The sequence below is a fragment of the Actinomadura rugatobispora genome, assembly GCF_055379765.1.
On record NZ_AP029191.1, the window covers coordinates 10,858,289 to 10,883,534 of the forward strand.

29 protein-coding genes and 3 pseudogenes are annotated in these 25,246 nt (G+C 73.4%); 19 read left to right on the plus strand and 13 right to left on the minus strand.

What is annotated here, in order from left to right; genetic code table 11:
* Positions 1-110 precede the first annotated feature (110 nt).
* The 6 genes from ACZ466_RS48500 to ACZ466_RS48525 all read right to left on the minus strand — a co-directional run bounded on the left by ACZ466_RS48500 (position 111) and on the right by ACZ466_RS48525 (position 5,897).
* On the minus strand, positions 111-746 hold the full coding sequence (locus ACZ466_RS48500; protein ID WP_378283254.1) for a maleylpyruvate isomerase family mycothiol-dependent enzyme: 636 nt from the start codon (positions 744-746) through the stop codon (positions 111-113).
* Between the two features lie 32 nt (positions 747-778).
* Complete coding sequence (locus ACZ466_RS48505; RefSeq protein ID WP_378283253.1) at positions 779-2,062, minus strand: RNA polymerase sigma factor; 1,284 nt, start codon at positions 2,060-2,062, stop codon at positions 779-781.
* Between the two features lie 5 nt (positions 2,063-2,067).
* Positions 2,068-2,406 (minus strand): YciI family protein, encoded by a 339-nt coding sequence (locus ACZ466_RS48510; protein WP_378283272.1) that lies wholly within the window; start codon positions 2,404-2,406, stop codon positions 2,068-2,070.
* Positions 2,407-2,563: 157 nt separating this feature from the next.
* A complete protein-coding gene (locus ACZ466_RS48515) occupies positions 2,564-3,007 on the minus strand; it encodes a response regulator (RefSeq protein ID WP_378283252.1) in 444 nt (147 codons plus the stop codon).
* Positions 3,004-4,680 (minus strand): sensor histidine kinase, encoded by a 1,677-nt coding sequence (locus ACZ466_RS48520; protein WP_378283251.1) that lies wholly within the window; start codon positions 4,678-4,680, stop codon positions 3,004-3,006. Before ACZ466_RS48520 ends, ACZ466_RS48515 begins: the two co-directional genes overlap by 4 nt.
* Positions 4,677-5,897 (minus strand): PP2C family protein-serine/threonine phosphatase, encoded by a 1,221-nt coding sequence (locus ACZ466_RS48525; RefSeq protein WP_378283250.1) that lies wholly within the window; start codon positions 5,895-5,897, stop codon positions 4,677-4,679. The genes ACZ466_RS48520 and ACZ466_RS48525 overlap by 4 nt, the downstream gene beginning before the upstream one ends.
* 210 nt (positions 5,898-6,107) lie before the next feature.
* On the opposite strand from ACZ466_RS48525, the gene ACZ466_RS48530 reads away from it, so the two are divergent.
* On the plus strand, positions 6,108-6,350 hold the full coding sequence (locus ACZ466_RS48530; RefSeq protein ID WP_378283249.1) for a DUF6411 family protein: 243 nt from the start codon (positions 6,108-6,110) through the stop codon (positions 6,348-6,350).
* Positions 6,351-6,589: 239 nt separating this feature from the next.
* Here ACZ466_RS48530 and ACZ466_RS48535 read toward each other — a convergent pair whose 3' ends face one another.
* The gene (locus ACZ466_RS48535) at positions 6,590-6,898 is read right to left on the minus strand and encodes an SRPBCC family protein (protein ID WP_378283248.1); all 309 of its coding nucleotides are present in this window, start codon (positions 6,896-6,898) and stop codon (positions 6,590-6,592) included.
* On the opposite strand from ACZ466_RS48535, the pseudogene ACZ466_RS48540 reads away from it, so the two are divergent.
* The 7 genes and pseudogenes from ACZ466_RS48540 to ACZ466_RS48570 all read left to right on the plus strand — a co-directional run.
* Positions 6,888-7,058, plus strand: a pseudogene (locus tag ACZ466_RS48540) (hypothetical protein); the annotation flags it as partial. The gene ACZ466_RS48535 and the pseudogene ACZ466_RS48540 overlap by 11 nt on opposite strands.
* Before the next feature lie 209 nt (positions 7,059-7,267).
* Entirely contained in the window at positions 7,268-8,017 is a 750-nt protein-coding gene (locus tag ACZ466_RS48545; protein WP_378283247.1) for an iron-containing redox enzyme family protein, read from the plus strand.
* The gene (locus ACZ466_RS48550) at positions 8,014-8,937 is read left to right on the plus strand and encodes an EamA family transporter (RefSeq protein ID WP_378283246.1); all 924 of its coding nucleotides are present in this window, start codon (positions 8,014-8,016) and stop codon (positions 8,935-8,937) included. Before ACZ466_RS48545 ends, ACZ466_RS48550 begins: the two co-directional genes overlap by 4 nt.
* A 346-nt stretch (positions 8,938-9,283) precedes the next feature.
* Positions 9,284-9,595, plus strand: a pseudogene (locus ACZ466_RS48555) (protein kinase family protein); the annotation flags it as partial.
* Positions 9,596-9,716: 121 nt separating this feature from the next.
* A pseudogene (locus tag ACZ466_RS48560) lies at positions 9,717-9,932 on the plus strand (protein kinase domain-containing protein); the annotation flags it as partial.
* Positions 9,933-10,018: 86 nt separating this feature from the next.
* Positions 10,019-10,384, plus strand: coding sequence for a hypothetical protein (locus tag ACZ466_RS48565; RefSeq protein WP_378283274.1), 366 nt, complete (start codon positions 10,019-10,021; stop codon positions 10,382-10,384).
* 65 nt (positions 10,385-10,449) lie between these two features.
* Complete coding sequence (locus ACZ466_RS48570; RefSeq protein WP_378283245.1) at positions 10,450-11,181, plus strand: hypothetical protein; 732 nt, start codon at positions 10,450-10,452, stop codon at positions 11,179-11,181.
* Between the two features lie 14 nt (positions 11,182-11,195).
* Here ACZ466_RS48570 and ACZ466_RS48575 read toward each other — a convergent pair whose 3' ends face one another.
* On the minus strand, positions 11,196-11,501 hold the full coding sequence (locus ACZ466_RS48575) for an EthD family reductase (RefSeq protein WP_378283244.1): 306 nt from the start codon (positions 11,499-11,501) through the stop codon (positions 11,196-11,198).
* 133 nt (positions 11,502-11,634) lie between these two features.
* On the opposite strand from ACZ466_RS48575, the gene paaA reads away from it, so the two are divergent.
* Genes paaA through paaE form a run of 5 tightly spaced genes read left to right on the plus strand, consistent with a single transcriptional unit; the run spans position 11,635 to position 15,411 of the window.
* A complete protein-coding gene (paaA, locus tag ACZ466_RS48580) occupies positions 11,635-12,600 on the plus strand; it encodes a 1,2-phenylacetyl-CoA epoxidase subunit PaaA (RefSeq protein ID WP_378283243.1) in 966 nt (321 codons plus the stop codon).
* Positions 12,597-12,890 carry a 1,2-phenylacetyl-CoA epoxidase subunit PaaB gene (paaB, locus tag ACZ466_RS48585; RefSeq protein ID WP_378283242.1) on the plus strand — a complete coding sequence of 98 codons (294 nt, stop codon included), beginning with the start codon at positions 12,597-12,599 and terminating at the stop codon, positions 12,888-12,890. The genes paaA and paaB overlap by 4 nt, the downstream gene beginning before the upstream one ends.
* Before the next feature lie 13 nt (positions 12,891-12,903).
* Entirely contained in the window at positions 12,904-13,821 is a 918-nt protein-coding gene (gene paaC, locus ACZ466_RS48590) for a 1,2-phenylacetyl-CoA epoxidase subunit PaaC (RefSeq protein WP_378283241.1), read from the plus strand.
* Positions 13,818-14,324, plus strand: a complete 507-nt coding sequence (gene paaD / locus ACZ466_RS48595; protein ID WP_378283240.1) for a 1,2-phenylacetyl-CoA epoxidase subunit PaaD — start codon at positions 13,818-13,820, stop codon at positions 14,322-14,324. The genes paaC and paaD overlap by 4 nt, the downstream gene beginning before the upstream one ends.
* Position 14,325: 1 nt before the next feature.
* Positions 14,326-15,411, plus strand: a complete 1,086-nt coding sequence (gene paaE, locus ACZ466_RS48600; protein ID WP_378283239.1) for a 1,2-phenylacetyl-CoA epoxidase subunit PaaE — start codon at positions 14,326-14,328, stop codon at positions 15,409-15,411.
* 32 nt (positions 15,412-15,443) lie between these two features.
* Here paaE and ACZ466_RS48605 read toward each other — a convergent pair whose 3' ends face one another.
* Positions 15,444-16,070: a TetR/AcrR family transcriptional regulator gene (locus ACZ466_RS48605; protein WP_378283238.1), complete on the minus strand. Its 627-nt coding sequence runs from the start codon at positions 16,068-16,070 to the stop codon at positions 15,444-15,446.
* A gap of 91 nt (positions 16,071-16,161) precedes the next feature.
* On the minus strand, positions 16,162-17,007 hold the full coding sequence (locus ACZ466_RS48610; protein WP_378283237.1) for a formate/nitrite transporter family protein: 846 nt from the start codon (positions 17,005-17,007) through the stop codon (positions 16,162-16,164).
* A 186-nt stretch (positions 17,008-17,193) separates the two neighbouring features.
* Here ACZ466_RS48610 and cynS point away from each other — a divergent pair, with 186 nt between their 5' ends.
* A complete protein-coding gene (gene cynS, locus ACZ466_RS48615) occupies positions 17,194-17,643 on the plus strand; it encodes a cyanase (protein ID WP_378283236.1) in 450 nt (149 codons plus the stop codon).
* 40 nt (positions 17,644-17,683) lie between these two features.
* On the opposite strand, the gene ACZ466_RS48620 is transcribed toward cynS, so the two are convergent.
* Positions 17,684-18,073: a winged helix-turn-helix transcriptional regulator gene (locus tag ACZ466_RS48620; RefSeq protein WP_378283235.1), complete on the minus strand. Its 390-nt coding sequence runs from the start codon at positions 18,071-18,073 to the stop codon at positions 17,684-17,686.
* Between the two features lie 245 nt (positions 18,074-18,318).
* Between ACZ466_RS48620 and ACZ466_RS48625 the strand changes: the two genes are divergently transcribed.
* Positions 18,319-19,308 carry a glutathione S-transferase C-terminal domain-containing protein gene (locus tag ACZ466_RS48625; protein ID WP_378283234.1) on the plus strand — a complete coding sequence of 330 codons (990 nt, stop codon included), beginning with the start codon at positions 18,319-18,321 and terminating at the stop codon, positions 19,306-19,308.
* A gap of 84 nt (positions 19,309-19,392) precedes the next feature.
* The gene (locus ACZ466_RS48630) at positions 19,393-19,785 is read left to right on the plus strand and encodes a hypothetical protein (protein WP_378283233.1); all 393 of its coding nucleotides are present in this window, start codon (positions 19,393-19,395) and stop codon (positions 19,783-19,785) included.
* Positions 19,786-19,795: 10 nt separating this feature from the next.
* Here the strand turns inward: ACZ466_RS48630 and nhaA are convergent, their stop codons facing one another.
* Positions 19,796-21,025, minus strand: a complete 1,230-nt coding sequence (nhaA, locus tag ACZ466_RS48635) for a Na+/H+ antiporter NhaA (RefSeq protein ID WP_464044058.1) — start codon at positions 21,023-21,025, stop codon at positions 19,796-19,798.
* A gap of 247 nt (positions 21,026-21,272) precedes the next feature.
* On the opposite strand from nhaA, the gene ACZ466_RS48640 reads away from it, so the two are divergent.
* Positions 21,273-21,764 (plus strand): hypothetical protein, encoded by a 492-nt coding sequence (locus tag ACZ466_RS48640; RefSeq protein ID WP_378283232.1) that lies wholly within the window; start codon positions 21,273-21,275, stop codon positions 21,762-21,764.
* A gap of 11 nt (positions 21,765-21,775) precedes the next feature.
* Here the strand turns inward: ACZ466_RS48640 and ACZ466_RS48645 are convergent, their stop codons facing one another.
* On the minus strand, positions 21,776-22,474 hold the full coding sequence (locus tag ACZ466_RS48645) for a FadR/GntR family transcriptional regulator (RefSeq protein WP_378283231.1): 699 nt from the start codon (positions 22,472-22,474) through the stop codon (positions 21,776-21,778).
* 199 nt (positions 22,475-22,673) lie between these two features.
* Between ACZ466_RS48645 and ACZ466_RS48650 the strand changes: the two genes are divergently transcribed.
* Both ACZ466_RS48650 and ACZ466_RS48655 read left to right on the plus strand, forming a co-directional pair.
* The gene (locus tag ACZ466_RS48650; RefSeq protein WP_378283230.1) at positions 22,674-23,660 is read left to right on the plus strand and encodes a substrate-binding domain-containing protein; all 987 of its coding nucleotides are present in this window, start codon (positions 22,674-22,676) and stop codon (positions 23,658-23,660) included.
* 57 nt (positions 23,661-23,717) lie between these two features.
* Positions 23,718-25,214: a sugar ABC transporter ATP-binding protein gene (locus ACZ466_RS48655; protein ID WP_378283229.1), complete on the plus strand. Its 1,497-nt coding sequence runs from the start codon at positions 23,718-23,720 to the stop codon at positions 25,212-25,214.
* Positions 25,215-25,246 lie beyond the last annotated feature (32 nt).

Genomic DNA, 25,246 nt, shown 5'->3' on the forward strand with positions numbered 1-25,246 from the left:
AACTGCCCCGCGAGATGCGTTCCGAGCGTGCCCGCCACGTGCTCGCCTGCGGATCCTCCAGGGGAGGGCGCCACAACGCATCACGCCGGGGTGCCCGAGGAGCCATCCGGTTATGTCGCGGAGGCGGCGACGCGCGCGACGCCCGCGCCCGTCAGCGCCGCCAGGCCCGCCGTGCGCCCGGTGGCCAGCATGAGCAGGTCGGCGATGGGACCGCGGATCTCGTCCGGCCCCTCGCCCGCCGACCACCGGACGTCGGTGGCGGTCAGCCGCGTGCCGCGGAGGCGCTTGCGCGCACCGTAGAACCGGCGGCGCAGCACGTGCTCCAGCGCCGGGATCGCCGGCTCGGCGGGCATCTCCCGGACGCGTCCCAGCGGGCGCGCGATGTCCTGCCCGTGCACCAGGACGTCGACCAGCGGGTCCAGCGGGGCGGCGCCGGGCGTACGGCGGGCCGAGCCCGCGGTCTCGCGGAGTTGCTCGACGAGCGCGGCCGGTCCGTACCTGGCGGCCCGCTCCCGCGCCAGGTCGGCCTCCATGCGGTTGAAGTCGCCGCGGGCCCGGATCGCGCCCTTGACCGCGACGAGGAGGGTGGTGCGCGTGGACAGGGTCATGTGGGCGGCCACGTCGTGCACCGTCCACCCCTGGCAGAGGGAGTCGGCCCGCCATTCGTGCTCGTCGAGCGTGTCCAGGAAGTCGGCGAGGCCGAGCCGTTCGGCCCGCACCCAAGCGAGGATCTCGTCGCGTCGCATGTCGAACTCTCTTCTATAGGTCGTTGGTCCGGCTACGAGCCGGGGCGCTCGATCATGTCGAGCCGGCGCCGCAGGAGCGCCCGGTCCGGGTCGGTGCCCGCCAGGTCGAGCGCCTCCCGGTAGGCCGAGGCGGCCTCGGCGTCGCGGCCGAGCCGGTGCAGGAGGTCGGCCCGGGCGGCCGGGTAGGGGTGGTGGCCGCGCAGCAGCGGTTCGCCCGCCAGCTCGTCGAGCAGGTCCAGGCCGGCCTGCGGGCCGTCGCGCATCGCCACGGCCGCGGCCCGGTTCAGCGCGACGACCGGCGACGGTGCGATCGCGAGCAGCACGTCGTACAGCGCCACGATCTGCGGCCAGTCGGTGGAGGCGACGTCGGCGGCCTCGTCGTGCAGGGCCGCGATCGCCGCCTGCACCCCGTACGGGCCGGGCGGGCCGCCGGTCAGCGCGGCCGGCACCAGGACGAGGCCCTCCTCGATCATCGGCCGGTCCCACCGGCCGCGGTCCTGCTCCTCCAGCAGCACCGGCTCCCCGGCCGGGCCGGTACGGGCGTCGCGCCGGGCGTGGACCAGCAGCATCAGCCCGAGCAGTCCGGCGGCCTCCCGCTCGCGCGGCAGCAGCCGGTGCAGGATCCGCGCCAGCCGGACCGCCTCCTCGGCCAGGTCGAGCCGCTGCAGCAGCGGGCCCGAACTGGCCGCGTACCCCTCGGTGAAGATCGAGTACACCGCCTGGAGCACCCCCGGCAGCCGGTCCGGCAGCTCGTCGGCGCCGGGGACGCGGAACGGGATCCGGGCCTCGCGGATCTTCTTCTTGGCCCGGGTGATCCGCTTGGCCATCGTCGCGGTGGGAACGAGGAAGGCCCGCGCCACCTCGGGCGTGGTCAGCCCGCCCAGGTAGCGCAGCGTCAGCGCCGCGCGGTCCTCGGCCGCGAGCGCCGGGTGGGCGCAGGTGAAGAACAACCGCAGCCGCTCGTCGGGCAGGTCGCCGCCCGGCTCGGCGGCGGGGACGGGGCCCGCCCGGTCCGCCTCCACCTGCAGGACCGCCAGCCGCGCGGCGAACGCCTGGTCGCGCCGTAGCCGGTCGACGGCCTTGCGGCGCGCCGTGGTCATCAGCCACGCGCCCGGCTTGGGCGGAACGCCGTCGACCGGCCAGCGCTCCAGCGCCGCCTCGACGGCCTCGGAGGTGACCTCCTCGGCCAGGTCGAGGTCGCCGAAGCGGCGGACCAGGGCCGCCAGCAGCCGGCCGCGCTCCTCGCGGAACACCGCCTCCACCGACGCCGCCGGCGTCCCGTCCGGCGTGCCCGCCCCCGCGTCCCGCCCGTCCATCGTGCTCAGGCGCCGAAGTCGGCGACCGGCCTGACCACGATCGACCCGTCCCGCGCGCCGGGGCAGCGGGCGGCCCAGTCGAGCGCGGCGTCGAGATCCGGGACGTCGATCACGTAGAAGCCGCCGAGCAGCTCCCGGGTCTCGGCGAACGGCCCGTCGGTCACGATCCGCCGGCCGTCCTCGTCCACCCGGACCGCCGTGGCGGTGACCAGGTCGGCCAGCGACTCCCCGGAGACCATGATCCCCGCCTCCCGGACCTCCTTGTCGTAGGCCGTCCAGTCCTCGACGGTGCAGCCGGCGGCGCCGCCGTTCTCGTCCGCGGCATCGGCCATGATCAGCAGCATGTACTTCACGGTCTGACTCCCTTGTTCTGCGTCGTCTCCGGCACGGCGTGGCCGCCGTACGCCATCACTACGAACGGGACGGCGCCGAATGGACACGTCCCCGGAAAGAATTTCGCCGCGGCGGCGCGGCGGCCGGGACCGGCGACGACAGGCGGGGTCAGCCGCGCGGCGGCAGGCGGACCACCGTGACGAAGAAGTCGTCGATCTGGCGGATGGCCGCGATGAACTGCTCGAAGTCGACCGGCTTGGTCACGTAGGCGTTGGCGTGCAGCCGGTAGCTGCGCAGGATGTCCTCCTCCGCGGAGGAGGTGGTGAGCACGACGACCGGGATGGACGCGAGCTCGCCGTCGTTCTTGATCTGCTCGAGGACCTGGCGGCCGTCGTAGCGGGGCAGGTTGAGGTCCAGGAGGATGAGGTCGGGACGCGGCGCGTCCGCGTACTCCCCCCGGCGGTAGAGGAAGTCGAGCGCCTCCAGGCCGTCGCGGACGACGTGCAGCACGTTGCCGACCTTGTTGTCCTCGAACGCCTCGCGCGTCATCAGCTCGTCACCGGGGTCGTCCTCGACCAGGAGGACCTCGATGGGACGTACGGGCGTGGTCATGATGCGGCTCCCTCGGAGACGTCGGTGGTGGCGGACTCGCCGCCGGATGCGGTGGAGCCGCCGGGACGGGGCAGGAAGAAGCCGATGCGGGCCCCCCCGGAGTGCTCGGTGTCCAGCCCGATCCGCCCGCCGTGCGTCTCGACGATCTTCTTGCACAGGGCCAGGCCGATGCCCGTGCCGCCGTACGCCTCGCGGCCGTGCAGCCGCTGGAAGATCACGAAGATCTTCTCGGCGAACTCGGGCGCGATGCCGATGCCGTTGTCGGCCACCGACAGCTCCCACCCCTCGCCGGTCTCCTCGCACCCTATACGGACGATCGGCGCGCGGTCGGGGGAGCGGAACTTCACCGCGTTGCCGACCAGGTTCTGCCACAGCATGGTCAGCATGGTCATGTCGCCCTCGACCTCGGGCAGGCTCTCGGGGCGCTCGATGACGGCCCCGGACTCCTCGATCGACTCCTGGAGGTTGGACAGGGCCTTGTCCAGGGGCTCGCCCAGGTTCATGGGGCGGCGTTCGTCGTAGAGGCGCCCGACGCGCGAGAAGGAGAGCAGGTCGTTGATGAGCACCTGCATCCGCTTGGCGCCGTCGACGGCGAACTCGATGTACTGGTTGCCGCGCTCGTCGAGCTTGTCCTGGTACCGGCGCTGGAGCAGCTGGCAGAACGACGCGACCTTGCGCAGCGGCTCCTGCAGGTCGTGGCTGGCGACGTAGGCGAACTGCTCCAGCTCGGCGTTCGAGCGGCGCAGCTCCTCGGTCTGGGCGTCCAGATCGGCGGTCCGCTCCTCCAGCTGGCGTGCCCGCCGGGTGGACAGCCCCAGCTCGTGCACGATGCGATGCCGCATCGCTTCGACGTCGGAGGCCACGGCGCGCAGGTCCGCGGGCCCCCGCGGCTCGATGACGTGGTCGAAGTCGCCGTCGGCGACGCGCCGGGAGGAGCGGCCGAGCCGCGACAGCGGCCGCCCCACGGCGACGTGCAGCACGATCGCCAGGAACAGCCCGGCGACCAGGATCGCCGCGACCATGGTCGCCAGGGCCGCGTCACGGGTGGCCCGGTTGTCCCGGAGGTCGGCGCGGCCTTCGGCGACCAGCCGGTCGAGCCGGCGGTTCTGGTCGTCCAGCGCGTCGCGCAGCCGGTCGAAGCCGGCCTTGCCGCCGCGGACCGTGGCGGCGTCCACCGAGCCGGGGCCGCGCTCGGCGACCCGGTCGACGACGGGCTCGGTGTAGGAGGTGCGCCAGGCGGCCGCCAGCCCGTTGATCCGCCGCACGTCCGCGCCGGCCTCGGGGACTTCGCGCACCAGGGCGACGAGCCTGCCGGCCGCCTGCCGCTCCGCGCGCTGCCCGCGCCGGTAGGGCTCCAGGAAGGAGGGGTCGCCGGTGAGCACGTAGCCGCGCACCCCGGTCTCCTGGTCGAGGAGCGCGGCCTGCAGCCGGTACGCCTCGGTGCGGGCGGGGGAGAGCCCGCCGAGCAGGCGGTCGGCGGCTTCGCTCGTACGGTTCAGCAGGGTGTAGCCGACGACGCCCGAGACGGCCACCAGGAGCCCCACCGCGGCGAGGACCAGCACCAGCCACTGCTGCACCGTGAGGCCGCCGCCCCGCCTCCGGCGGGCCGGGCGCTCAGCCGCCTCGCCCGCGTCCGTCGCGTCCGGGGTGTTCCCGTTCTCGTTCCCTGTCACCGGTTCTTCCAGCCCAGGCTCAGCACGGCGACGTCGTCACCGAGCCCGCCGTATTCGGCCGAGGCCTCCTCGGCGTCCGCGATCAGTGAGTCGACGAAGCCCGCGGCGTCCAGGTGCCGCGACCGCCCCGCCAGTTCCAGCAGCCCGTCCAGGTCGAGCCGTTTGCCGCCCGGACCGACCTCGCCCTCGAACAGCCCGTCGGTGAACAGCACCAGCTCGGTCCCCGGCGCCAGCGGCACCTCTTCCTCCGGCCACTCGCCGAGGCCAGGGATGAGGCCGAGCGCCATGCCGCCCTCGGGCTCGACGAGCCGTACCGGACCGTCGGACTCGCGGAGCATCATCGCCGGATGGCCTGCCCGCAGGACGATCGCCGTCCGATGGTCGGGGGTGAGGGTGAGGGTCGTGAGAGTGACGAAGCTCTCATCGTCGTCGCGCTCGGCGAGCAGCAGTTCCTCCAAGAGTTCTATGAGGCGGGCGCCGCGGGCGCCGGTCAGGATGAACGACCGCCACGCCACCCGGAGGCAGACGCCGAGGGCCGCCTCGCCGGGCCCGTGGCCGGCCACGTCCCCGATGACCGCGTGCACGGCGCCGTCGGGGGTCTCGACCACGTCGTAGAAGTCGCCGCCGAGCAGTGAGGTGGCGCGTCCGGGACGGTAGCGGGGGACCACCGTGACCTGGTCGGTGGTCAGCAGCGGGTTCGGCAGCAGCCCGCGTTCGAGCCGCGCGTTCTCCTCGGCGCGCAGCCGGCCGGCCTGGAGCGCGGCGGCTGAGAGTTCGGCCTGCTTGCGCTGGACGGCATAGCGGATCGCCCGGCCGAGCCACTCCGGTTCCAACTGGCCCTTGACGAAGTAGTCCTGCGCGCCCGCCGACACCGCGGCCAGGCCCGCCTCAGCCTCGGCCAGCCCGGTGAGGACGATCACCGCGGCCTCCGGCGCCTCGGCCAGCACGATCTTGAGCGCGTCCAGCCCCTGCGCGTCGGCCAGGTGCAGGTCGAGGAGCACGCAGCGCCCGCGCCCGCCGCCCGCCAGCTCGGCGCGCGCCTCCTGGAGGGAGCGCACCCAGGTCAGCCGGTTGTGCACATTGCCGTCGACCAGCAGTTCCTCGACCAGCAGGGCGTCACCGGCGTCGTCCTCGACGAGCAGAAGCTCGATCGGCCCGGAGCCGTCGCCCGCCCGCACCGTGTCCGCCGGGACCGGCGTCACACCGGGCCCTGGCACGTCCTGTAACGGTGACCTCGACCCACCGGCCATCCCGGGCAGGACCACGCTTCACCCATCCGCTCGTCGCCACGGTCAATTCAACGCCGAAGAATACTCAACCCACAGCAAGTAACGCTAGGTAACCGGTGCGCCCCGGCGCGGGCGCATGGCATCGAGATTGAGGGGTAAAGCCGGTCGAGCACGACGTATCACTCAAAGGAGAACTCAATGGCCATCGTCGCGATCGTGGCCGTGTGCGCGGTCCTGCTCGTCCTGGCCTTCCTCGCCCCGCGGCTCTCACGACATCCCCAGCAGGGGACCCAGCGCGCGCTCGGCATCGGCTCCCGGACGGGCCGGAGCGCGCCCGGCCCTCTCGGGCGGCTGCTGAGCAAGCCGTTCCGGAGCTCGTCCCGGGCCGTGGGCCGCAGCGGGGAGGCAGGCCGCCGGGCCCGCCGGCGCTCGCCCTTCTGACTCTCCGGATCTCCGCGCCCACCCCGAGCCTCCCGCGCCGGAGGCGCATCGTGCCGAGGCGGTGCGTCGCTGGCGCGGAGGCGACGATGGGGTGCTGGACAGCTCACGTGCTGCGCGCGGAGACGGGTCCAACTAGGGGACCGGTACCTCCGACCCGAAGCCCCCGCAGCGGCCCCGGCCCCGCGTGGTCGAGGAGCCGGGGCCGCCGCGGGTTCCGCCTTCAGGCGCGGTCTCGCGGGTCAGTGCGGCCGGTCGACCTGGCCGCGCCAGGCGCCGGTGGGGATCTTGCGCTCCTCGATGAAGGTCTTGAAGCGCTGCATGTCGCCCTTCACCCGGCCCTTGACGGCGCCGAGCCTGTCGGCGGCCTTCTCGGCGAACCCCTCGGGGTCGATCTCCATCTGGGCGGTGACGCGGGTGGTGGTGTCGTTGAGCCGGTGGATCTGCTCGACGCCCTCCATGAACCTCGGGGAGGTCTCGAACTGGGTCCACTGGTCGTAGGCGGCGCGGACCGGAACGTCCACGTCGACCGACTCGACGATGGTGCTCATCTTCTTCTCCTTCCTCTGCTGCGATGCCGGGCGCCGTCATGCCCGAGGTCCGCCGCTGTATGCGGCGGCCCGCCGCCGAGTTGGTGGCACGGGGCCGGATGACGAGCCCCTGGTCCGATGCCGCCTTCCGCTGGCATGGGTCGCAGACTCTGCGCTGCGCGAAGCCTCACGCCTTCGGCGGCTGCTACCTGGCCTGGATCCTCCACCGGTGCCGCTGAGGCCACCCGCCGTCGGCCCGCGGTTCACGCACCCGTGGGGAAGGAGAGACGGTCTTTTCCATTGGTGTGGGCTTTCGTCAGATCACGAGTTAATGCAAACTGTTTGCGGCGCCTCGGACACGTGTCATCTCAACCGCTCCCAAGGAGGACCATGTCCGCGCAGCAGACCCTCGCCACGCCCTACACCGAGGCGGTGGAGAAACTCGCCGCCTCCGTCCACCACCATCCGGCGCTCGACAACGACTTCTACAAGCGCTGGATGGCCGCCCCCCTGCCCTACCCGGAGGTCGAGACGTTCGCGCGCGAGTTCTACGCCCGCACCGTCAACACCTCGGTCATGGTGGCGCTGTCGGTCCTGAACACCGAGGACCTGGCGGCCCGCGTCGAATGCGTCAAGAACCTGTACTCCGAGTACGGCAACGGAGACCCCGCCAAGGCGCATCTGCTCCTTCTGGAGCAGTTCCTCACCGACCTCCTCACCCGGCTGCGCGGCGCCCCCTACTCACTGGACGAACTGCGCGGCGCCGAGGCGCTCCCCAGCACGCGCGCGTTCAGCGAAGGGCAGCGCTCCCTCTTTTCCGACGCCGACCAGCGCGTCGTGCAGGGCGCGTTGCTCGGGCAGGAGCATCTGGCGTTCTCGATGCTCGTCCGCCTCTACGAGGGTGTCCGCAACTACAAGGACCTGTACGGCGAGGACGAGTTCCACGAAGCCTGCGAGTACTTCTACGTCCACATCGGCGAGGCGGAGAAGGAGCACAAGGCCGAGGCCGTGGTGTCGGCCGCCGCGGTCTGCCGCGGTGACGACGACCTCGCCCGGGTGCGGCAGGGCTTCGACGGCTTCCTCGAACTGACCGCCGGCTACTGGAGCGGCGTCCACGAGGCGATGCTCTCCGCGTCGTGACCGCCGACCGGCGCACGGCGCTGGCACCGGCCCTGGTCCCGATCCAGATCACCAGCCTGCAGGTGGGCGCCGCCGCGGCGACCCACCTGTTCGACCGGATCGGGACCTGGGGCACGGTCTCGCTGCGGGTGATCCTGGCCGCGTGCGTCCTGGCGCTGCTGCCCGCACGCCGGCTGGGCCGGATCCGGCGCGCGCACCTGCCCGGAATCTGCGCCTACGCCGCGGTCATCTCCGGCATGAACTTCTGCTTCTTCGCCGCCATCGACCACCTTCCGCTCAGCATCGCGACCACGATCGAGCTGCTGGGGCCGCTGGCGGTGGCGCTGCTGGCCGCGGGCAGCCGCATGGACGCGGTGTGGGCGCTGCTGGCGATCGGCGGGCTGGCGCTGCTGACCGTGCCCGGCGCGCTGTCGGGGGCGGGGCTGGCGTTCGCCGCCGCGGCGGCGGTCCTGCGCGGCGCCTACGTGCTGCTGACACGGCGGCTGGGACGCGATTTCCCCGACCGGACCGGCCTCGTCGCGGCGATGGTGCTGAGCGCGGTGCTCTGGGCCCCGGTCGCCGTCACCCAGACGGGCGGCCCGCTGACCGAGGGCCGGGTGCTGGCGCTCGCGGTGGTCGTCGGGCTGTTCTCCTCGGCGCTGCCCTACAGCCTCGACCTGCTGGCGCTGCGGCACGTCAGCGCCCACACCTTCGGAATCCTGCTGAGCCTCGGCCCGGTGATCAGCCTGGCCGTGGGGTACGCCGTGCTCGGCCAGCAGCCGCGCGGCCTGCAGATCGCCGGCATCGCCCTGGTCGTGGTGGCTTCGGCGGGCGCGGTGCGGGCCGGCCTGGAACGGGGCGAGGGCCGCGACGGTCCCCGCTCCCGGCCGGACGGTCGGCGGCCCGCCGAGGCGCCCGCGCCGTCCCGGGAAGGACGGTGACGCGGCGGGACGCGCGCTAGGCGCGGCACAGGCCCAGGCGGGGTTCGACGGCCCCGCCTACTTCGACCGTCCCGGCCTCGGGGTGGTGCGGGGGCGCAGGTCTTGGCGCACGTCCTGCACGGCGTGACCGCAGTGGACCCCGTCCGCGGTCCGCCTGGACTGAGAGCCGCACGCACGGGATGTACCCGACACCGCTTATGGACGGTCTGTCGCCTGAGATGATCTCGAATGGTCGACCAGACTCCTATGTCCTTTTGAGAGGTGTCTCCACATGGAACCGCTGCGACCGGCCGATCCGCGGCAGGTGGGGCCGTACCGGCTGGAACGGAGGCTGGGCGGGGGCGGGATGGGGCAGGTGTACCTGGGCCGTTCCCGGGGCGGTCGTCCGGTCGCGGTGAAACTGGTGCGCCCCGAGTTCGCCGACGACGCGGGGTTCCGGCGCCGGTTCGCCCTGGAGGTGGAGGCGGCGGGGCGGGTCGGCGGGTTCTACACCGCGCAGGTCGTCGACGCCGATGCCGGCGCCGATCCGCCCTGGCTGGCCACCGCCTACATTCCCGGCCCGCCCCTGCAGGACGCCGTGGAGGCGTACGGCGTGCTCCCGCCCGAGGCGGTCGCCGCCCTGGGCGCGGGCCTGGCGGAGGGCCTGGCCGCGATCCACGCGTGCGGCCTGGTGCACCGCGACCTCAAGCCGGGCAACGTGATCCTGGCCGAGGACGGGCCCCGCGTGCTTCGGGATCGTCCGCGCGCTGGACGGCACGTCCCACACCTTGACCCGGGGGGTGATCGGCACCCCGGCGTTCATGTCCCCCGAGCAGGTGCGCGGCCGCCCGGTCGGCCCGCCCAGCGACGTGTTCTCCCTCGGCGCGGTGCTGGCCTTCGCCGCCACCGGTCACAGCCCGTTCGGCGGCGGCCCGGTGGAGGCCGTCCTCTACCGCGTCGTCCACGACGAGCCCGACCTGTCGGAGGTGCCCGCCGGGCTCGCCGGCCTGGTGGCCGGCTGCCTGGCCAAGGACCCCGCCGCACGGCCGGAGGTGGGGGAGATCCTGGACCGGCTGGCCGCGCCCGCGGACCACGCGGCGCGGTGGCTGCCGCCCGGCGTCACCTCCATGATCAGGCCGCGGTGGTCGTCGCCGGGGCCGTCTACTTCGGCGACCAGTATCGTGACAGGACCGCTTCCCGGACGGCCTGCGACGAGGCCTTCGCGGCCATTGCGGCGTTCGAGCGGGACCGCTCGCGGTCCGACGCCGCGGCGTCGGTGGCCGCGTCGCAGTTGGCCACGCAACTCCGCGCCATGGCTCAGAACGTGCCCGATGACAACGTCAGCGTCGCCCTCGGCAATTTCGGGCAGGTGGTTCGTACGAGCTCGACCAGTGAATCGGCGTGGGCCGGTTACTACGCCAGCGTCGTCAAGTACTGCGCCGAGGTGGGCAGCACGCCGTCCGGCTGAGGCCCGCGGGACGCGACAGGCCGTGGAGTGCGGCAACACGCCGGGCACTGGAAAGGGAGAACCGGGTGGGAGAGCGTGAGAGTGAGGCGCGGCTCCAGGATGCCTTCGACCCGAAACGTCGCGGCCAATACCTGACCGATCTCTTCCAGGAGCGCGTGGTCGGCCGTCCGGGGCGAGAAGTGCGCCTGTTCGGCGGTGGCGCCGACCGTGTCATGGTCCTGCGCGCCACCTATTCCGCGGTGTTGCGCCACGACTCCCGGCTGATGCCCGGCGCCGATGCCGTGGCGGCCGTCGTCGAGGCGGTGACGGCCTCGCGGGCGGAGGCCGCGGCGACGCACCGGGTCATGGCGCCGCTGGACTACGGCGCCCGCCGCTACCTGACCCTGGGGTCCACGGTCTGGCAGGCGCGGATGGCTCCGCACTCGCCGCCGGACCCCGCATTGGACCCCGCCGTGGACGGTGCGCGGCAGACCTTGGACGCGGTGCTGACCGGCGCCATCGACGGCCCCACCGTGGGCGATCTGGTGGAACTGGCCGACAGGGAGACGGCCGTGGTGACCGAAGCGGTGTGGTTGCCCGACGCGCGGATCGGCCGGTCGCCGGTGGCGTACCTGGTCGGGCCGGTCATCGGCGGGCCGCCCCGTGGAATCGCCGTGTTCGCCTGGGACCTGACCGCCGTCCCCGCCGGAGACACGGCGGGGCCGCGGAGCGACCGGGAGCCGCGTCCGGCCTACACCGCCGCCGTGACCCTGGCCGGTCTGCTGGCCGAGCGGAAGGCCCGCAAGGCCGCCCCGTAAGCCGGCCTCGCGGGTCAGTCCAGGGCCTCGCGGACCTCGCCGGTGTACATGACCGAGGAGGCGACCTTGTAGGTGGCCGCGTCCTTGGCCGCCGCCGCCATCTCAGGGCTGGTCAGCGCGGCTTTGAGGGCGTCGCCGTCCTCGAACCACAGTTCGGCGACCAGGTGGGGCGCGTCGGTGCCGAGCGGGCGTGGATGCGACAGGGTGAACGACTTCAGCCCGGGCAGGGCGCGGACCAGCGGCACGTGCACGCGCTCGTAGCGCTCGTCGAAGGCCGCGGGATCGGCGGGGGCGAAGTACTGGACGGTGATGCGGTGCATTTCAGCCTCCGGAGTCGTGAGCACGCCATGCGTGGCCTCAATGGTGTCACCGATGTTGCGCGGCCGGGCCGACCCGTGCGACCTTATTACTGACCGAGCGATAAGTAAATGGGCCGACGCCTCGGGAGGAACGATGACGACCACGACCGCCGAGCCGGACCCGGAGGGGCCGCCGCGGGCGGCGTTCGACGCGACCATCGCGCGCCGCGACCGCATCGAGCCCCGGGACTGGATGCCGGACGACTACCGCGGGACGCTCGTGCGCCAGATCGCCCAGCACGCGCACTCGGAGATCATCGGCATGCAGCCCGAGGGCGCCTGGATCGGCCGCGCCCCGTCCCTGCGCCGCAAGGCGATCCTGCTGGCCAAGGTGCAGGACGAGGCCGGGCACGGCCTCTACCTGTACTCGGCGTGCGAGACCCTGGGCGTCTCCCGCGCCGAACTGACCGACCTGCTGCTGGCCGGGCGGCAGAAGTACTCCTCGATCTTCAACTACCCGGCGCCGTCCTACGCCGACGTCGGCACGATCGGCTGGCTCGTCGACGGCGCCGCGATCTGCAACCAGGTGCCGCTGTGCCGCACCTCCTACGGGCCCTACGGCCGCGCCATGATCCGCATCTGCAAGGAGGAGTCCTTCCACCAGCGGCAGGGCTACGAGCTGCTCATGACGATGATGCGCGGGACCGCCGCCCAGCGCGCCATGGTGCAGGAGTCGGTCGACCGGTTCTGGTGGCCGGTCCTGATGATGTTCGGCCCCCCGGACGCGAAGTCGCCCAACAGCGAGCGGTCGATGGCCTGGGGCATCAAGCGCAACTCCAACGACGAGCTGCGGCGGAGGTTCGTCGACATGACCGTCCCCCAGGCCGAGGCGCTCGGGGTGACGCTGCCCGACCCGGACCTGCGCTGGAACGAGGAACGCGGCCACTACGACTTCGGCGAGCCCGACTGGGAGGAGTTCGCCGCCGTTATCCGCGGCGACGGGCCGTGCAACGCGCAGCGGCTGGCCCACCGCCGGGCCGCGCACGAGGACGGGGCGTGGGTGCGCGAGGCCGCGACGGCGTTCGCGGACCGGACGTCCGTGGGGGAGGGCGCCCGATGAGCACGGACCGGCGGGAGTGGCCGCTCTACGAGGTGTTCGTCCGCGGCAAGCGCGGGCTCAACCACGTGCACGTCGGATCGCTGCACGCCCCGGACGAGGTGATGGCCCTGCGGCACGCGCGCGACGTCTACACCCGGCGCAACGAGGGCGTGAGCATCTGGGTCGTGCGGGCCGACGCCATCACCGCCTCCAGCCCGGACGAGAAGGACCCCCTGTTCGCGCCGAACGGCGACAAGGTCTACCGGCACCCGACGTTCTACGACATCCCCGAGAACGTCCCGCACATGTGAGGGGCGGACCACCATGAGCGACGACCACGGCACCGTCTTCGACGGCCTGATCGGCGGAGACTCCTCCCAGTGGGCGTTCGGCACCGATTTCGAGGACCCCCTGTCCGGCGTCGACACGCGGGTGCCCGACGGAGTCGATCACGCCGGACTCGCCGCGTACTGCCTCATGCTCGGCGACGACGCGCTGATCATGTCGCAGCGCCTGTCGGAGTGGTGCGGCCGCGCGCCCGACCTCGAAGAGGACATCGCGCTGGCGAACATGGCACTGGACCTCCTCGGGCAGGCGCGCCTGCTCCTGGCACGGGCGGCCGCCGCGGACCCCGGCGTCGTGCCCGTCCTCCCCGAGGGTTCGCCGGTGCCCGCCGAGGACGCGCTGGCCTTCTTCCGCGACGCCGGGCAGTTCCGCAACGTGCGCCTCGCCGAAGTGCCGAACGGCGACTTCGCGCACGTCGTCGTCCGCCTGCTCCTGTTCTCGGTGGCACGCCTCGCCCTCCTGGAACGGCTCCGCACCAGCAGGGACACGGTGCTGGCCGCGGTGGCCGCCAAGGGGGTCAAGGAGGTCGCCTACCACCGTGACTGGGCGGGCCGCTGGTTCCTCACCCTGGCGCAGGGCACCGAGGAATCGCGCCGCCGGCTCCTCACGGCCCTCGACGCGCTGTGGCCGCTCCGGACCGAACTGGTCAGCGCCCACCCCCTCGAACTCTCCCTCGCCCGCGCCGGCGTCGCGGTCGATCCCGGCTCCCTCCACGAAGAGGCGGACGCCGTCCTCGACCAGGTCCTCGCCGTGAGCGGCGTCGACCGCCCGGACCGCGAGCCGCCACCCGGCGACGGCGGGCGGAGGGGCCGGGACGGCCTGCACACCGAGGCCCTCGGCCGGCTGCTCGCAGAGATGCAGGAGGTCGCGCGCGCACATCCGGGCGGGCGCTGGTGAACGCCCGCGAACGCGCCGCCGAGGCCGCCGGGCAGGTGCGCGACCCGGAGATGCCGATGCTGACCCTCGCCGACCTCGGCGTGCTGCGCGGCGTCGACCTGGACGCGGACGCCGCGGCCGTCGTCGTCTCGATCACGCCGACCTACACCGGCTGCCCGGCGATGGCGACCATGCGCGATGACCTCGTCCACCGGCTCAACCGGGCCGGGTTCCCCCGCGTCGAGGTGCGCGTCGTGCTCGACCCGCCCTGGTCCAGCGACTGGATCTCCGAACGCGGCAGGGCCGCCCTCCGCGAGGCCGGGATATCGCCGCCCGGACCCGCCCCGCGCCCCGCCGGCGGACCGGTGCGGCTCACGCTCGGACCGGTGCGGCCCGCCCCGTCCTGCCCCCGCTGCGGCGCGGCCGCCACCCGGCCGGTCTCCGAGTTCGGCGCCACCGCCTGCAGGGCCCTCTACACCTGCACGGAGTGCCTCGAGCCGTTCGAGCACGTCAAGGAGATCTGACATGCCCACGTCCGCGCCCGCGCCGCCCCGGCGGACCGCCTTCCACCCGCTGACCGTGGCCGCGGTGGACCGCCTGTGCGAGGACGCCGCGGCGATCACCTTCGCCGTTCCAAACGGGCTGCGCGACGCCTACGACTTCCGGGCGGGCCAGTCGCTCACCCTGCGCCGCGTCGTGGACGGGCGGGAGCATCGCCGCTCCTACTCGATCTGCGCACCGGCCGGGGCCGCGCCGCGGATCGGCGTCCGCGAGATCCCGGGCGGGCTCTTCTCCACCTGGCTGGTCCGCGAGGTCGTGCCAGGAACACGGATCGAGGTGGGGACGCCCACCGGTTCCTGGCGGGCCGACCCCGGGCCGGGCGAGCGGCACCTGTGCGTCGCGGCCGGATCGGGCATCACCCCGATGCTGTCGGTCGCCTCGACGGTGCTCACCCACCCCCGGGCCCAGGTGTCGCTCCTGTACGGCAACCGGACGAGCCGCACCGTGATGTTCACCGAGGAGCTCGGCGACCTGAAGAACCGGTACGGCCCCCGGCTCCAGACGGTCCACGTGCTCTCGCGCGAGCCGCGCGACGTCGAGCTGTTCTCCGGGCGGCTGGACGGCGACCGGCTGCGCCGCCTGCTCACCGGCCTGGTGCCGGTCGAGGTGTTCGACCACGTGTGGCTCTGCGGGCCGCTGTGGATGGTCGAGGACGCCCGCGCGGTGCTCTCCGGCCTCGGCGTCCCCGCCGACCGCGTGCACGTCGAACTGTTCTACGTGGACGCGCCCCCGCCGCGGCCGCGGCGGACCGAGGGGGCCGTCCCGACGGGCGCGACGAGCGAGCTGACGACGGTGCTCGACGGCCTGCGCGCGACCTCGGCCGTCTCCCGGGAGGCGACGCTCCTGGACGGCGCCCAGGCGACCCGTTCCGACCTGCCGTTCGCCTGCAAGGGCGGCGTGTGCGGCACCTGCCGCGCCGTCGTCCGCGAGGGCGCGGTCGACATGCGCCGCAACCACGCCCTCGAACCCTCCGAGGTGGACGCCGGGTTCGTCCTCACCTGCCAGACGTTCCCGGTCGGCGAGAAGGTGACCGTCGACTACGACGCCTGAACCGTCCCCGCCCGTCCGCCGACGCGCCGGGCTCAGGTCTCGTGCCGGGCCAGGCCGTCGAAGGCGATGGCGGTGATCGCGTCGGCGACCGTCGCCGGGTCGTGGGCCCCGTCAGGGCGATACCACTCGACCAGCGAGTTCACCATGCCGAACAGCAGGCGGCTGACCAGCGCCGGCGGCACGTCGTCGCGCAGGGCGCCCTCCGCGACGGCGTCCGCGACGAGCCCGGCCAGGCGGTCGTCGAGCCAGCGGCGCCGCTCCAGGGCGGCCAGCTCGACGTCGCTGTTGCCCCGCACCCTGAGCAGGAGCGTGACGGACGGCTGGTGCGCGACGAGCACCTCGACGCTGCGCCGCACCACCTCGCGCAGGCGCCCGTGGGCGGTCGCCCCCGCCCTCTCGCGGGAGGCCTCCGTCACGACCGCGGTGAGCTCGTCGAGAGCGTCGTCCAGGGCCTGGCCGAGCAGCTGCTCCTTGCTCGTGACGTGGTGGTAGATGGCCGGCTTCGTGAGCCCCAGCTCCTTGGCGAGGTCGCCCATGCTGGTGGCGTCGTACCCCTTGCGGTTGAAGAGCTCCACCGCGGCGCGCAGGATCGCCGACTGGTCGTAGCCGGGACGGCCGCGCCGGCGGCGCGGGGCTGGTTCGGCGGACCCGGTCCTCATCACGAGTGCAGCATCTCACGGGCCCGGACGCCCCCATGTTCGTCGCCGCGGTCGCGGCCGTCCAGGTCAGTTCAGGCGAGGGTGAGACCGGTCATTCGGCCGGGACTTTGACCTTCTCGGGGAGTGCGGGTGCGTTGCGGGCCGCGCCGGTACGGGCGTGCGTGGCGTACAGGGTGAGGCCCACGAAGGTCAGGCCGCCCACCAGGTTGCCGATGACCGTCGGGATCTCGTTCCACAGCAGGTAGTCCGCGATCGAGAAGTCGCCGCCGAGCATCAGGCCGGACGGGAACAGGTACATGTTGACGATCGAGTGCTCGAAGCCCAGGTAGAAGAAGACCAGGATCGGCATCCACATGGCGATCACCTTGCCCGGGACGGACGTCGCCATCATCGCCCCGACCACGCCCGTGGAGACCATCCAGTTGCACAGGACGCCGCGGATGAACAGGGTCAGCATCCCGGCGGCGCCGTGGTCGGCGTAACCGACCGTCCGCGACTCGCCGATCGTGCCGATCTGCCGACCGACCTCGTTCGGGTCCATGCTGAACGAGAAGGTGAAGATGCAGGCCATCATGACCGCGACCGTGAGCGCGCCGGCGAAGTTCCCGACGAAGACCAGCCACCAGTTGCGCAGCACCGCGCGGACGGTGACGCCTCGCCTCTTGTCGATCAGCGCCAGCGGCACCAGGGTGAAGACGCCGGTGAGCAGGTCGAAACCCAGCAGGTACAGCATGCAGAAGCCGACCGGGAAGAGCACGGCCCCGAGCAGGGGCTCGCCCGTCTGCACCGTGATCGTGACCGCGAACGCCGCGGCCAGCGAGAGGATGGCACCGGCCATGTACGCGCGGATGATGGTGTCGCGGGTGGACATGAAGGCCTTGGCCTCGCCCGCGTCGATCATCTTGGTGACGAACTCCGCTGGGTTCAGGTAGGACATGCGTCGCTCTCTCGTGGGGGCAGGCCGGCGGGCACCGGCGGGAAGGTGGTGGCGTGCCCAAGTTCCGGCTCGTGTCCGGTCGAGTTTCGGCTCCGTTTATTTCCGGCGTGTGACGAGGTGAAGATCATCTCGTCACCTCGGGCTCACACCGGCGCGCACGGGGTGTTATTGGCCTACGGTGCCCCCATGAACCCGATCATGAGCAAGTCCGACGCGGCCGCGCTGGTGGTCGCCGCCCGGATACGACGCGGCGTGACCTGGGCCGAGATCGCCGGGGAGATCGGCGCGCCGGTCGTGTGGACCACCGCGGCGCTGCTCGGCCAGCACCCGATGACGGAGGAGCAGGCCCGCCGCGTCTGCGAGTTCCTCGGGCTCGAGGAGGCGGTCGCCGAGAGCCTGCGGCTCCAGCCCGCGCGCGGCGCCGACCCGGCCCTGATGAGCGACCCCACGATCTACCGCTTCGCCGAGGCCCTGTCGGTGTACGGGCCGGCCCTCAAGGAGCTCATCCACGAGGAGTTCGGCGACGGGATCATGAGCGCGATCAACTTCCGCGTCGACGTCTCGCGCCGTCCGGATCCCGACGGCGACCGCGTCGTGGTCACCTTCGACGGGAAGTTCCTCGACTACAGGTGGTGAGCCCGCGGGGGCCGGTGGCCGTGCGGTTCGCCGGTCCCGGCTACCGGTCGGCGGCCTCGCCGCCGTCGTAGGCGGCGCGGGCGGCCGCGACCTTCTCGTGGTTGTTCGCCGCCCAATCCGACAGCGCGCGGGTGGAGGCGAACAGCTCCTCGGCCAGCGGCGTGACCGCGTACTCGACCTGCGGGGGCACCGTCGGGTGCACGGTGCGGACGAGGAGCCCGTCGCGTTCGAGGGCGCGCAGCGTGAGGGTGAGCATGCGGCGGCTGATGCCGGGGATCGCGCGGTGGAGCTCGGCGAACCGGATGGGGCCGTCGCTCGCCGCCGCGATGATCGCGATCGCCCACTTGCTCCCGACCCGGTCGAGGACGTCGCGGAACGCCGCACACGTGCCCGGGTCCACGTCGTCGGGCAGTCGAGACTCCGCCGGCATCGCGCTTCCTTCCCCGTCGAGTCCCAGAGAACGCCGGTCGGCCGCGCGGACGATCGTCCCCGGCGCACTGGTGAATGTACGCGCCGCCCGGCAGGCCGGGAAGAGGGAACATTGCTGTTACCACCCGGTGCCGTGCGATCCTGACCGCGCCGCCGAACGGCCGAATCCCTGCTAAACCGATAGCTTTGGTCGGATAGGTCGAGGTGCGGCTCCCGTGGTCCCGCGAACCCTCTGGAGGCGATCTGATGACCACGCCGACCGGCGCCCCCGTCTACGCCGACCCCGTCGACCTGGACGAGCACGGCGTCTACGGAGCCACCGCGCTCAGCGTCCGGAACGGCGGCTGGTACCGGCCGCGCTACCCGTTCCAGGGGCGCGTCACCGCCGACGGGTCGAGCGGCTACCGGGCCGAGCCGGGCCGCTACCACCTCTACGTCGCGCACCTGTGCCCGTGGGCGCAGCGCACCGCCATCGTCCGCGCCCTCAAGGGGCTGGAGGACGTCGTCTCGCTCTCCTACGTCGACGACAAGCGGGACGGGCGGGGCTGGGCGTTCCGGGAACGGCGCGGCGCCGACCCCGTCAACGGCTTCCGGTTCCTGCGGGAGGCCTACGAGGCGACCGAGCCAGGCTTCGACGGCCACGTGTCCGTCCCGGTGCTGTGGGACCGGAAGACCGGACGGATCGTGAGCAACAACTTCCCCGATATCACCATCGACCTGGGCACCGGGTTCGAGGAGTGGGGCGACCCGGAGGTGCGGCTCTACCCCGCCGAGCTGCGCGCGGAGATCGACGAGCTCGACGACTACATCTACGCCAACGTCAACGACGGCACCTACCGGGTCGCCGGCGCGGCCTCGAACGAGTCTTACGAGGAGCTGCGCGGACGGGTGGTCTCCGCCCTGGAGCGGCTGGACGAGCGGCTGTCGGGCCGCCGGTTCCTGCACGGCGACTCCATCACCGAGTCCGACGTCCGGCTGTGGGTGACGCTGGTCCGCTTCGACCTGACCTACAACCCGTTCGCCAAGATCAGCGAGCGCCGCCTGACCGACTTCCCGAACCTGTGGGGCTACGCCCGCGACCTCTACCGGCGTCCGGCCTTCCGCGGCACCACCGACCTGGACGCGTTCTCCCACCTCGGCCCGCCGTTCCTGGACGAGGCCGTGACCCGGATCGAGGTCGAGCCGCACCGGGCCGACTGGGAGGAGCCGCACGACCGCGCGTCGCTGGGCGGGTGAGCGCGCGGCCGGTGACCCTACCTCCGGGGTAATCGATCCCGTCCGAGACGGGGCGGGAGGGTGGGCGGCATGGAACGCTCAGGCATGAACGGTGCAGGCATCGAAGGCGCACTGGAGGCGGCGGCGGGCGGCCGCGTCGTCTGGGGAGTGCTGGCGCTGGCGGCGCCCGGCCTCAACGTGCGGCTGGCGGGCATGGGGAGCAGGGACACCCCCGAGCTGAGGTACCTGATCCGGGTCTTCGGCAGCAGGGCCGTCGCGCTGGGACTGGGTTACCTCCTCGGCGACGAGGCGGCGCGGCGGCGCTGGCGGAGGCTGTGCCTGGCGGTGGACGTGTGCGACACCGCGGCCGGGGCCGTCCACCTGGTCCGCGGGGACGTGCCGCGCGCGTCGGCCGCGGGCCTGGTGGCGATCACCGGCGGCTACGCGGCCCTGGGAGCCCTGGCCCTGCGCAGGGAGGGCCGCGCGCCCGCCGGCTGAGCCGGGCGCCTCACCGCTCCTGGTAGACGTCGGGGACGCCGTCGTGGTCCAGGTCGAGCGTCTCGACCTTGTGGATGCGCCGGTAGGCGCGGTTGCGCAGGCGCAGGACCACGGTGGCCAGGGCGGTGGCGGTCAGCGAGGCGCCCAGCACGGCGATCTTGACGTGGTCGTCGGTCGCGGATCCGCCGCCGAACGACAGCTCGCCGATCAGGAGCGAGACGGTGAAGCCGATCCCGGCCAGCAGGCCCAGGCCCAGCACGTCCAGCCAGGCCAGCTCCTCGTCCAGGTCGGCGTGGGTGAAGCGCGACACCAGCCAGGTCGCGGCCATGATGCCCACCGGCTTGCCGATCACGAGGCCGGCCAGCACGCCCACGGCGACCGGGTCGCCGAGGGCGGACGCCAGCCCGTCGAGGCCGCCGAGCGGGACTCCGGCGGCCAGGAGGGCGAAGACGGGGACGGCGACCCCGGCCGACAGCGGGCGGAAGCGGTGCTCGAAGTGCTCGGCCAGGCCGGGGCCGGCGTCGGGGCCGCCGGCCCGGTGGCCGCGGAGCACCGGGACGGTGAAGGCCAGCAGCACGCCGGCGACGGTGGCGTGCACGCCCGAGGCGTGCACGAGCGTCCAGGTGGCGGCGGCCAGCGGCAGGAGCAGCCACCAGCTGCGCACCCGCCGCTGGACGAGCACCGCGAACAGCCCGAGCGGGACGAGGGCGCCCAGCAGCGGAAGCACCGACAGGTGCGCGGTGTAGAACAGCGCGATGATCACGATGGCGATGAGGTCGTCCACCACCGCCAGCGTCAGCAGGAAGGTGCGCAGGGCGGTGGGCAGGAACCGCCCGATCACCGCCAGCACCGCCAGGGCGAAGGCGATGTCGGTGGCGGTCGGGATCGCCCAGCCGCGCGCCGCGCCCGGTTCGCCGAGCGTCAGCGCCAGGTAGATCAGCGCCGGGACGACCACGCCGCCGACCGCCGCGAGCACCGGCACCAGCGCCCGCCGCACGTCGCGCAGGTCGCCGGCGACGAACTCGCGCTTGAGTTCGAGCCCCGCCACGAAGAAGAAGATCGCCAGCAGCCCGTCGGCGGCCCAGGACTCCAGGGACAGGTCCAGGTGCAGGGCCGCGGGCCCGGCGGTGTGGTCGCGCACGGACTCGTACACGTCCGACCAGGGCGAGTTGGCCCAGAGGATCGCGGCCGCGGCGGCGGCCACCAGCAGGACGCCGCCGACCGTCTCCTGCCGCAGGATGTGACCGATCCGCCGTGCCTCGGGCCACGAGCCGCGGCTGAACAGGGCCCTGGCGCGGCCGGCGGAACGGTTTCCGGACGGGGTTCGGCGGTTGGGACGGATCACCGGGCTCCTTCGAAGTCGACGGATGAGGGACCTCGCCGACCAGACTTCCCGGCACACCTGCGGCCACGTTACCCGATGCGGCTTCTGGGGGCCGCGGCCGACCCCTGCCGTGAGCGGCCGCGATGCCCGTACCCTTGCCCGCGTGAGAGAGACGTTCCCGGGACGCGCGGTCCGCGGCGTCGAGGTGCGGTACGGCAGCGTCGGCAACTGCGCCCCCGACTTCGCCTGGTTCAGCCTGGATTTCGAGCCCCTTCCCGAGGGGCGGCTCGGGTACGAGTTCGCCGGCGGCCTCGACCACGGGTTCGACGCCTACGACCGGCAGGTGCACGAGGAGTGCGCGCCCGCCATCGAGCGCGGCGTGCGCCTGAATCTCACGGGCCTGCCCCGGCCCCGCTCCATCGTCCTGTCCGGCGCGGAACCGCCCGCCGTGCCGATCGATCGGCTCGACGGGGAGGCGGGCGGTCCCCTCCTGGCGGTCCGCGTGGTCCTCACCCGTGTCCGGTACCACCCGGTCGACTCGGCGCCGCCCGTCCACCGGTACGCCGGCTGGCGGGCCGCGCACAAGGCGCGCCGCCTTCTCGCCGGGGCCCGCCCCGACCCCGATCCCAGGGATCGCGTCGGCCCGAAGCCGTAGGCGGCGGGGGCTCAGTCCTCGCGGACGGTGTCGAGGTCGCGGCGGGCCTTGGCGAGCAGGTCGCGCATGGCCTCCTCGGCCCGGCCCGGCGCGGCGGCGCGGACGGCGTCCAGGACGGCGCGGTGGCTGGGGACCGGGTCGTCGTGGCCGCCGACGCCGTGGACGAGCCGGTCGCGTTCGGCCAGCCCCACCTCGATGACGATCTCCATCCGCTCCAGGAGCTCGTTGTGGGTGGCGGTGAGCAGGGCGCGGTGGAAGGCGAGGTCGGCCTGGACGGCCAGGGCGGCGTCGCCGTCGGCCCGGCCCATCGCGGCCAGGGCGTCGTCGAGGGCGGCGAGGTCGTGCTCGGTGCGGCGCAGCGCGGCCAGCCGGGCGGCCTGGGGCTCGATGATGCCGCGGACCTCGGCGAGGTTCTCCAGGAAGGCGTGGTCGTTGCGGTTGGCGAACTGCCAGCGGATGACGTCGGGGTCCAGGAGGCTCCAGTCGGAGCGGGGGCGGACGAAGGTGCCGCGCTTCTGGCGGGAGGCGACCAGGCCCTTGGCGGCCAGGACCTTGAGGGCCTCGCGGAGGGCGGTGAGGCTGAGGTCGAGCTCGGCGCCGAGGGCGGCCGGGTCGATGGTGTCGCCGGGGCGCAGCTCGCCGGTGAGGATGCGGCGCGCGATCTCCTGCACGGTCTGGCCGTGCAGTCCGCGTTCCGAGTAGCGCGCCACGGGTCCCCCTCCGTTCCGGCCGTCGGCGAGCACCCTAGCGGCATCGCTCGCCCTCCAGTAATCATAAAATACTAATTAATGTTGACAGCGGTGCTACGAGGGCGTTAAACAGTGTCGGCGGACACACCCGCGGCCGACCCCCCGGTGAACCTCCCGGTGAACGCCGCGGTGAAGCAGGAGCACGTCGAGGAGTGCGTCGATGAACCATGCCAAGCGCCGGACCCTGGCCGTTGTCGTGACGGCCGCGGTCCTGGCGGTCACGGCCGCGTGCGGCGGCCGGGTGGGCGAGAACGGCCGGATCGGCGTCGTCTACCTCAACGCCGAGGGCTACTACGCGGGCGTGGAGCGGGGGCTGCGCGCGACGCTGGGCGAGGAGGGCCGCGGGCCGCAGCTCCTCCAGACCAACATCCAGTCCGACCCCGCCAGGGAGAGCTCGTTCATCAGCACGATGAGCTCGGCGAAGGCCGACGCGCTCATCGTGTCGCCCGCCTCGGCCACCGCGTCGGTGCCGGCGATGCGGCTCGCCAAGGAGAGCGGCGTCCCGGTGATCTGCTACAACACCTGCGTCGAGGACGAGCAGGCCCGCAAGTACGTGCGCGCCTTCGTGCTGGGCTCGCCGGAGGAGTTCGGCCGGGTCAGCGGCGAGCAGATGGCCGACCACTTCCTGCGGGCGGGCCGGCGCGCCCCGCAGGTCGGGATCATCAACTGCGAGCAGTTCGAGGTCTGCGTCCAGCGCCGCAAGGGCTTCGAGCGGGCGCTGAAGGAGAAGGTGCCGGGCGCCCGGATCGTGGCCAGCCAGCAGGGCCTGCAGATGGACGAGGCCGTGGAGCGGGCCCAGCAGCTCCTGACCGCCCACCCCGACCTGGACGCCTTCTACGGCGAGGCGGGCTCCCAGACGCTCGGCGCGGTCCGGGCGGTCGAGACCCGCGGCCGGATCGGCGAGACCGCCGTCTTCGGCGGCGACATGTCCGTCGAGGCGGCCAAGAAGCTGCAGGACGGCCGGGTCCTCAAGGGCGTGGCCGACATCTCGGGGATCAAGGTCGGGCGGCTGGCCGGCGAGGTGGCCCGGGCCGTGCTGGCGGGGAACCCGCCGGCGGGGTTCATCGTCCCCGCGCCCGTCGACCGCTACCTCGGCGCCCAGGACGGCGCCCGCTGGCTCCGGGAGCACCCCGATGGCATCCCGTAGACCCCCTGCGCGTCCGAGAGAGGCGAACCCCAGGACCCCCGAACGAAGGACCCACTCATGAGCACCCCGCTGGTACGCATCGCCGACGTCACGCGGCACTACCCCGGAGTCCGGGCGCTGACCGGCGCGAGCCTGGAGATCGAGGCCGGCGAGGTCCGGGCGTTCCTCGGCCGCAACGGCGCGGGCAAGTCCACCCTGATCAGGGTGCTGTCGGGGGTGGAGCGGCCCGACGCGGGCACCGTGGAGATCGGCGGGGTGCCGCTGGACGGCGGCGGCGTGCGCCGCGCGGGCGAGCTGGGCGTGCGGACCGTCCACCAGGAGCTCAGCCTGGTCCCGGGGATGACGGCGGCGGAGAACCTGTTCCTGGGCGGCTGGCCGCGGACCGGCGGAGGCCGGGTCGACCACGCCGCGATGCGCCGCGCCGCGCGGGAGATCTTCGGCCGGCTGGGTCTGGACATCGCCCCCGACGCCCGGGTTGGAACGCTCCCGCTCGCCGAGCAGCAGCTCGTGGAGATCTGCCGGGCGGTGCGCCGCGAGCCCCGGCTGCTGATCCTGGACGAGCCCACCAGCGCGCTGGCGGCCGCCGAGGTGGAGACCGTGCTGGACGCGGTGCGCCGGATCGCCGAGAGCGGCGTCGCGGTGATCTACGTCAGCCACCGGCTCGACGAGATCCGCCGGATCGCCCGCACCGCCACCGTGATGCGCGACGGCCGGGTCGTCGGCACCGTCGACCTGGAGACCACCTCCACCGACGAGGCGGTCGCGATGATGCTCGGCTCCGCCTACGAGGCGGCCGTCCGGCCCCGCCCGCGCACGGTCGACCGCACCGGGACGCCGCTGCTGTCGGTGTCGGGGCTGAGCGTGCCGCCGAAGGTCGTGGACGTCTCCTTCGACCTCCACCCCGGCGAGATCCTGGGGCTGGCCGGGCTGATGGGCTCGGGACGCACCGAGATCCTGCGCGCCCTGGCCGGGTTCGCCCCGATCGCCGCCGGGACCGTCCGGGTGGACGGGGCGCAGGTGCCCAGGGTCACGGCCGCCGGAATGAAGCGGCGCGGCGTCGGGCTGACCCCCGAGGACCGCAAGAGCGAGGCGATCGTCCCGCTGCTGGGCGTCGGCGAGAACATGGTCATGTCCGACTACCGCGCGGTCAGCACGGGCACCTCCGTGACGCCGTCCAAGGTCGGCCGGGCCGCGCGCGGCCTGATCGAGCGGCTGTCGATCGCCACCGCCTCCGGCCGCACCCCCATCGCCACCCTCAGCGGCGGCAACCAGCAGAAGGCCGTGATCGGCCGGTGGCTGCACGCCGGCAGCCGGATCCTGCTCCTGGACGAGCCGACCCGCGGCGTCGACGTGGAGGCCAAGGAGGGGATCTACCGGCTGGTGCGCGAGCTGGCCGACCGGGGGAACGCCGTGCTGTTCGTCTCCGGGGAGCTGGAGGAGCTGCCGCTGGTCTGCGACCGCGTCATCGCGGTGCGCGGCGGCACCGTCGCCGCCGAGTTCACCGGCGCGGACGTCACCGTCGACGCCGTCCTGTCCGCCGCGATGGCCGCCTGAGCCGCATCCCGCGCCGCGCGGCCCCGCCTCGC

Coding starts and splice junctions, on each gene's coding strand:
- ACZ466_RS48500 (WP_378283254.1), bottom strand. CDS start 746: ATGCGACGCGACGAGATCCTCGCTTGGGTGCGGGCCGAACGGCTCGGC.
- ACZ466_RS48505 (WP_378283253.1), bottom strand. CDS start 2,062: ATGGACGGGCGGGACGCGGGGGCGGGCACGCCGGACGGGACGCCGGCG.
- ACZ466_RS48510 (WP_378283272.1), bottom strand. CDS start 2,406: ATGCTGCTGATCATGGCCGATGCCGCGGACGAGAACGGCGGCGCCGCC.
- ACZ466_RS48515 (WP_378283252.1), bottom strand. CDS start 3,007: ATGACCACGCCCGTACGTCCCATCGAGGTCCTCCTGGTCGAGGACGAC.
- ACZ466_RS48530 (WP_378283249.1), top strand. CDS start 6,108: ATGGCCATCGTCGCGATCGTGGCCGTGTGCGCGGTCCTGCTCGTCCTG.
- ACZ466_RS48535 (WP_378283248.1), bottom strand. CDS start 6,898: ATGAGCACCATCGTCGAGTCGGTCGACGTGGACGTTCCGGTCCGCGCC.
- ACZ466_RS48545 (WP_378283247.1), top strand. CDS start 7,268: ATGTCCGCGCAGCAGACCCTCGCCACGCCCTACACCGAGGCGGTGGAG.
- ACZ466_RS48575 (WP_378283244.1), bottom strand. CDS start 11,501: ATGCACCGCATCACCGTCCAGTACTTCGCCCCCGCCGATCCCGCGGCC.
- paaA (WP_378283243.1), top strand. CDS start 11,635: ATGACGACCACGACCGCCGAGCCGGACCCGGAGGGGCCGCCGCGGGCG.
- paaB (WP_378283242.1), top strand. CDS start 12,597: ATGAGCACGGACCGGCGGGAGTGGCCGCTCTACGAGGTGTTCGTCCGC.
- paaC (WP_378283241.1), top strand. CDS start 12,904: ATGAGCGACGACCACGGCACCGTCTTCGACGGCCTGATCGGCGGAGAC.
- paaE (WP_378283239.1), top strand. CDS start 14,326: ATGCCCACGTCCGCGCCCGCGCCGCCCCGGCGGACCGCCTTCCACCCG.
- ACZ466_RS48605 (WP_378283238.1), bottom strand. CDS start 16,070: ATGAGGACCGGGTCCGCCGAACCAGCCCCGCGCCGCCGGCGCGGCCGT.
- ACZ466_RS48610 (WP_378283237.1), bottom strand. CDS start 17,007: ATGTCCTACCTGAACCCAGCGGAGTTCGTCACCAAGATGATCGACGCG.
- cynS (WP_378283236.1), top strand. CDS start 17,194: ATGAACCCGATCATGAGCAAGTCCGACGCGGCCGCGCTGGTGGTCGCC.
- ACZ466_RS48620 (WP_378283235.1), bottom strand. CDS start 18,073: ATGCCGGCGGAGTCTCGACTGCCCGACGACGTGGACCCGGGCACGTGT.
- ACZ466_RS48625 (WP_378283234.1), top strand. CDS start 18,319: ATGACCACGCCGACCGGCGCCCCCGTCTACGCCGACCCCGTCGACCTG.
- ACZ466_RS48630 (WP_378283233.1), top strand. CDS start 19,393: ATGAACGGTGCAGGCATCGAAGGCGCACTGGAGGCGGCGGCGGGCGGC.
- ACZ466_RS48650 (WP_378283230.1), top strand. CDS start 22,674: ATGAACCATGCCAAGCGCCGGACCCTGGCCGTTGTCGTGACGGCCGCG.
- ACZ466_RS48655 (WP_378283229.1), top strand. CDS start 23,718: ATGAGCACCCCGCTGGTACGCATCGCCGACGTCACGCGGCACTACCCC.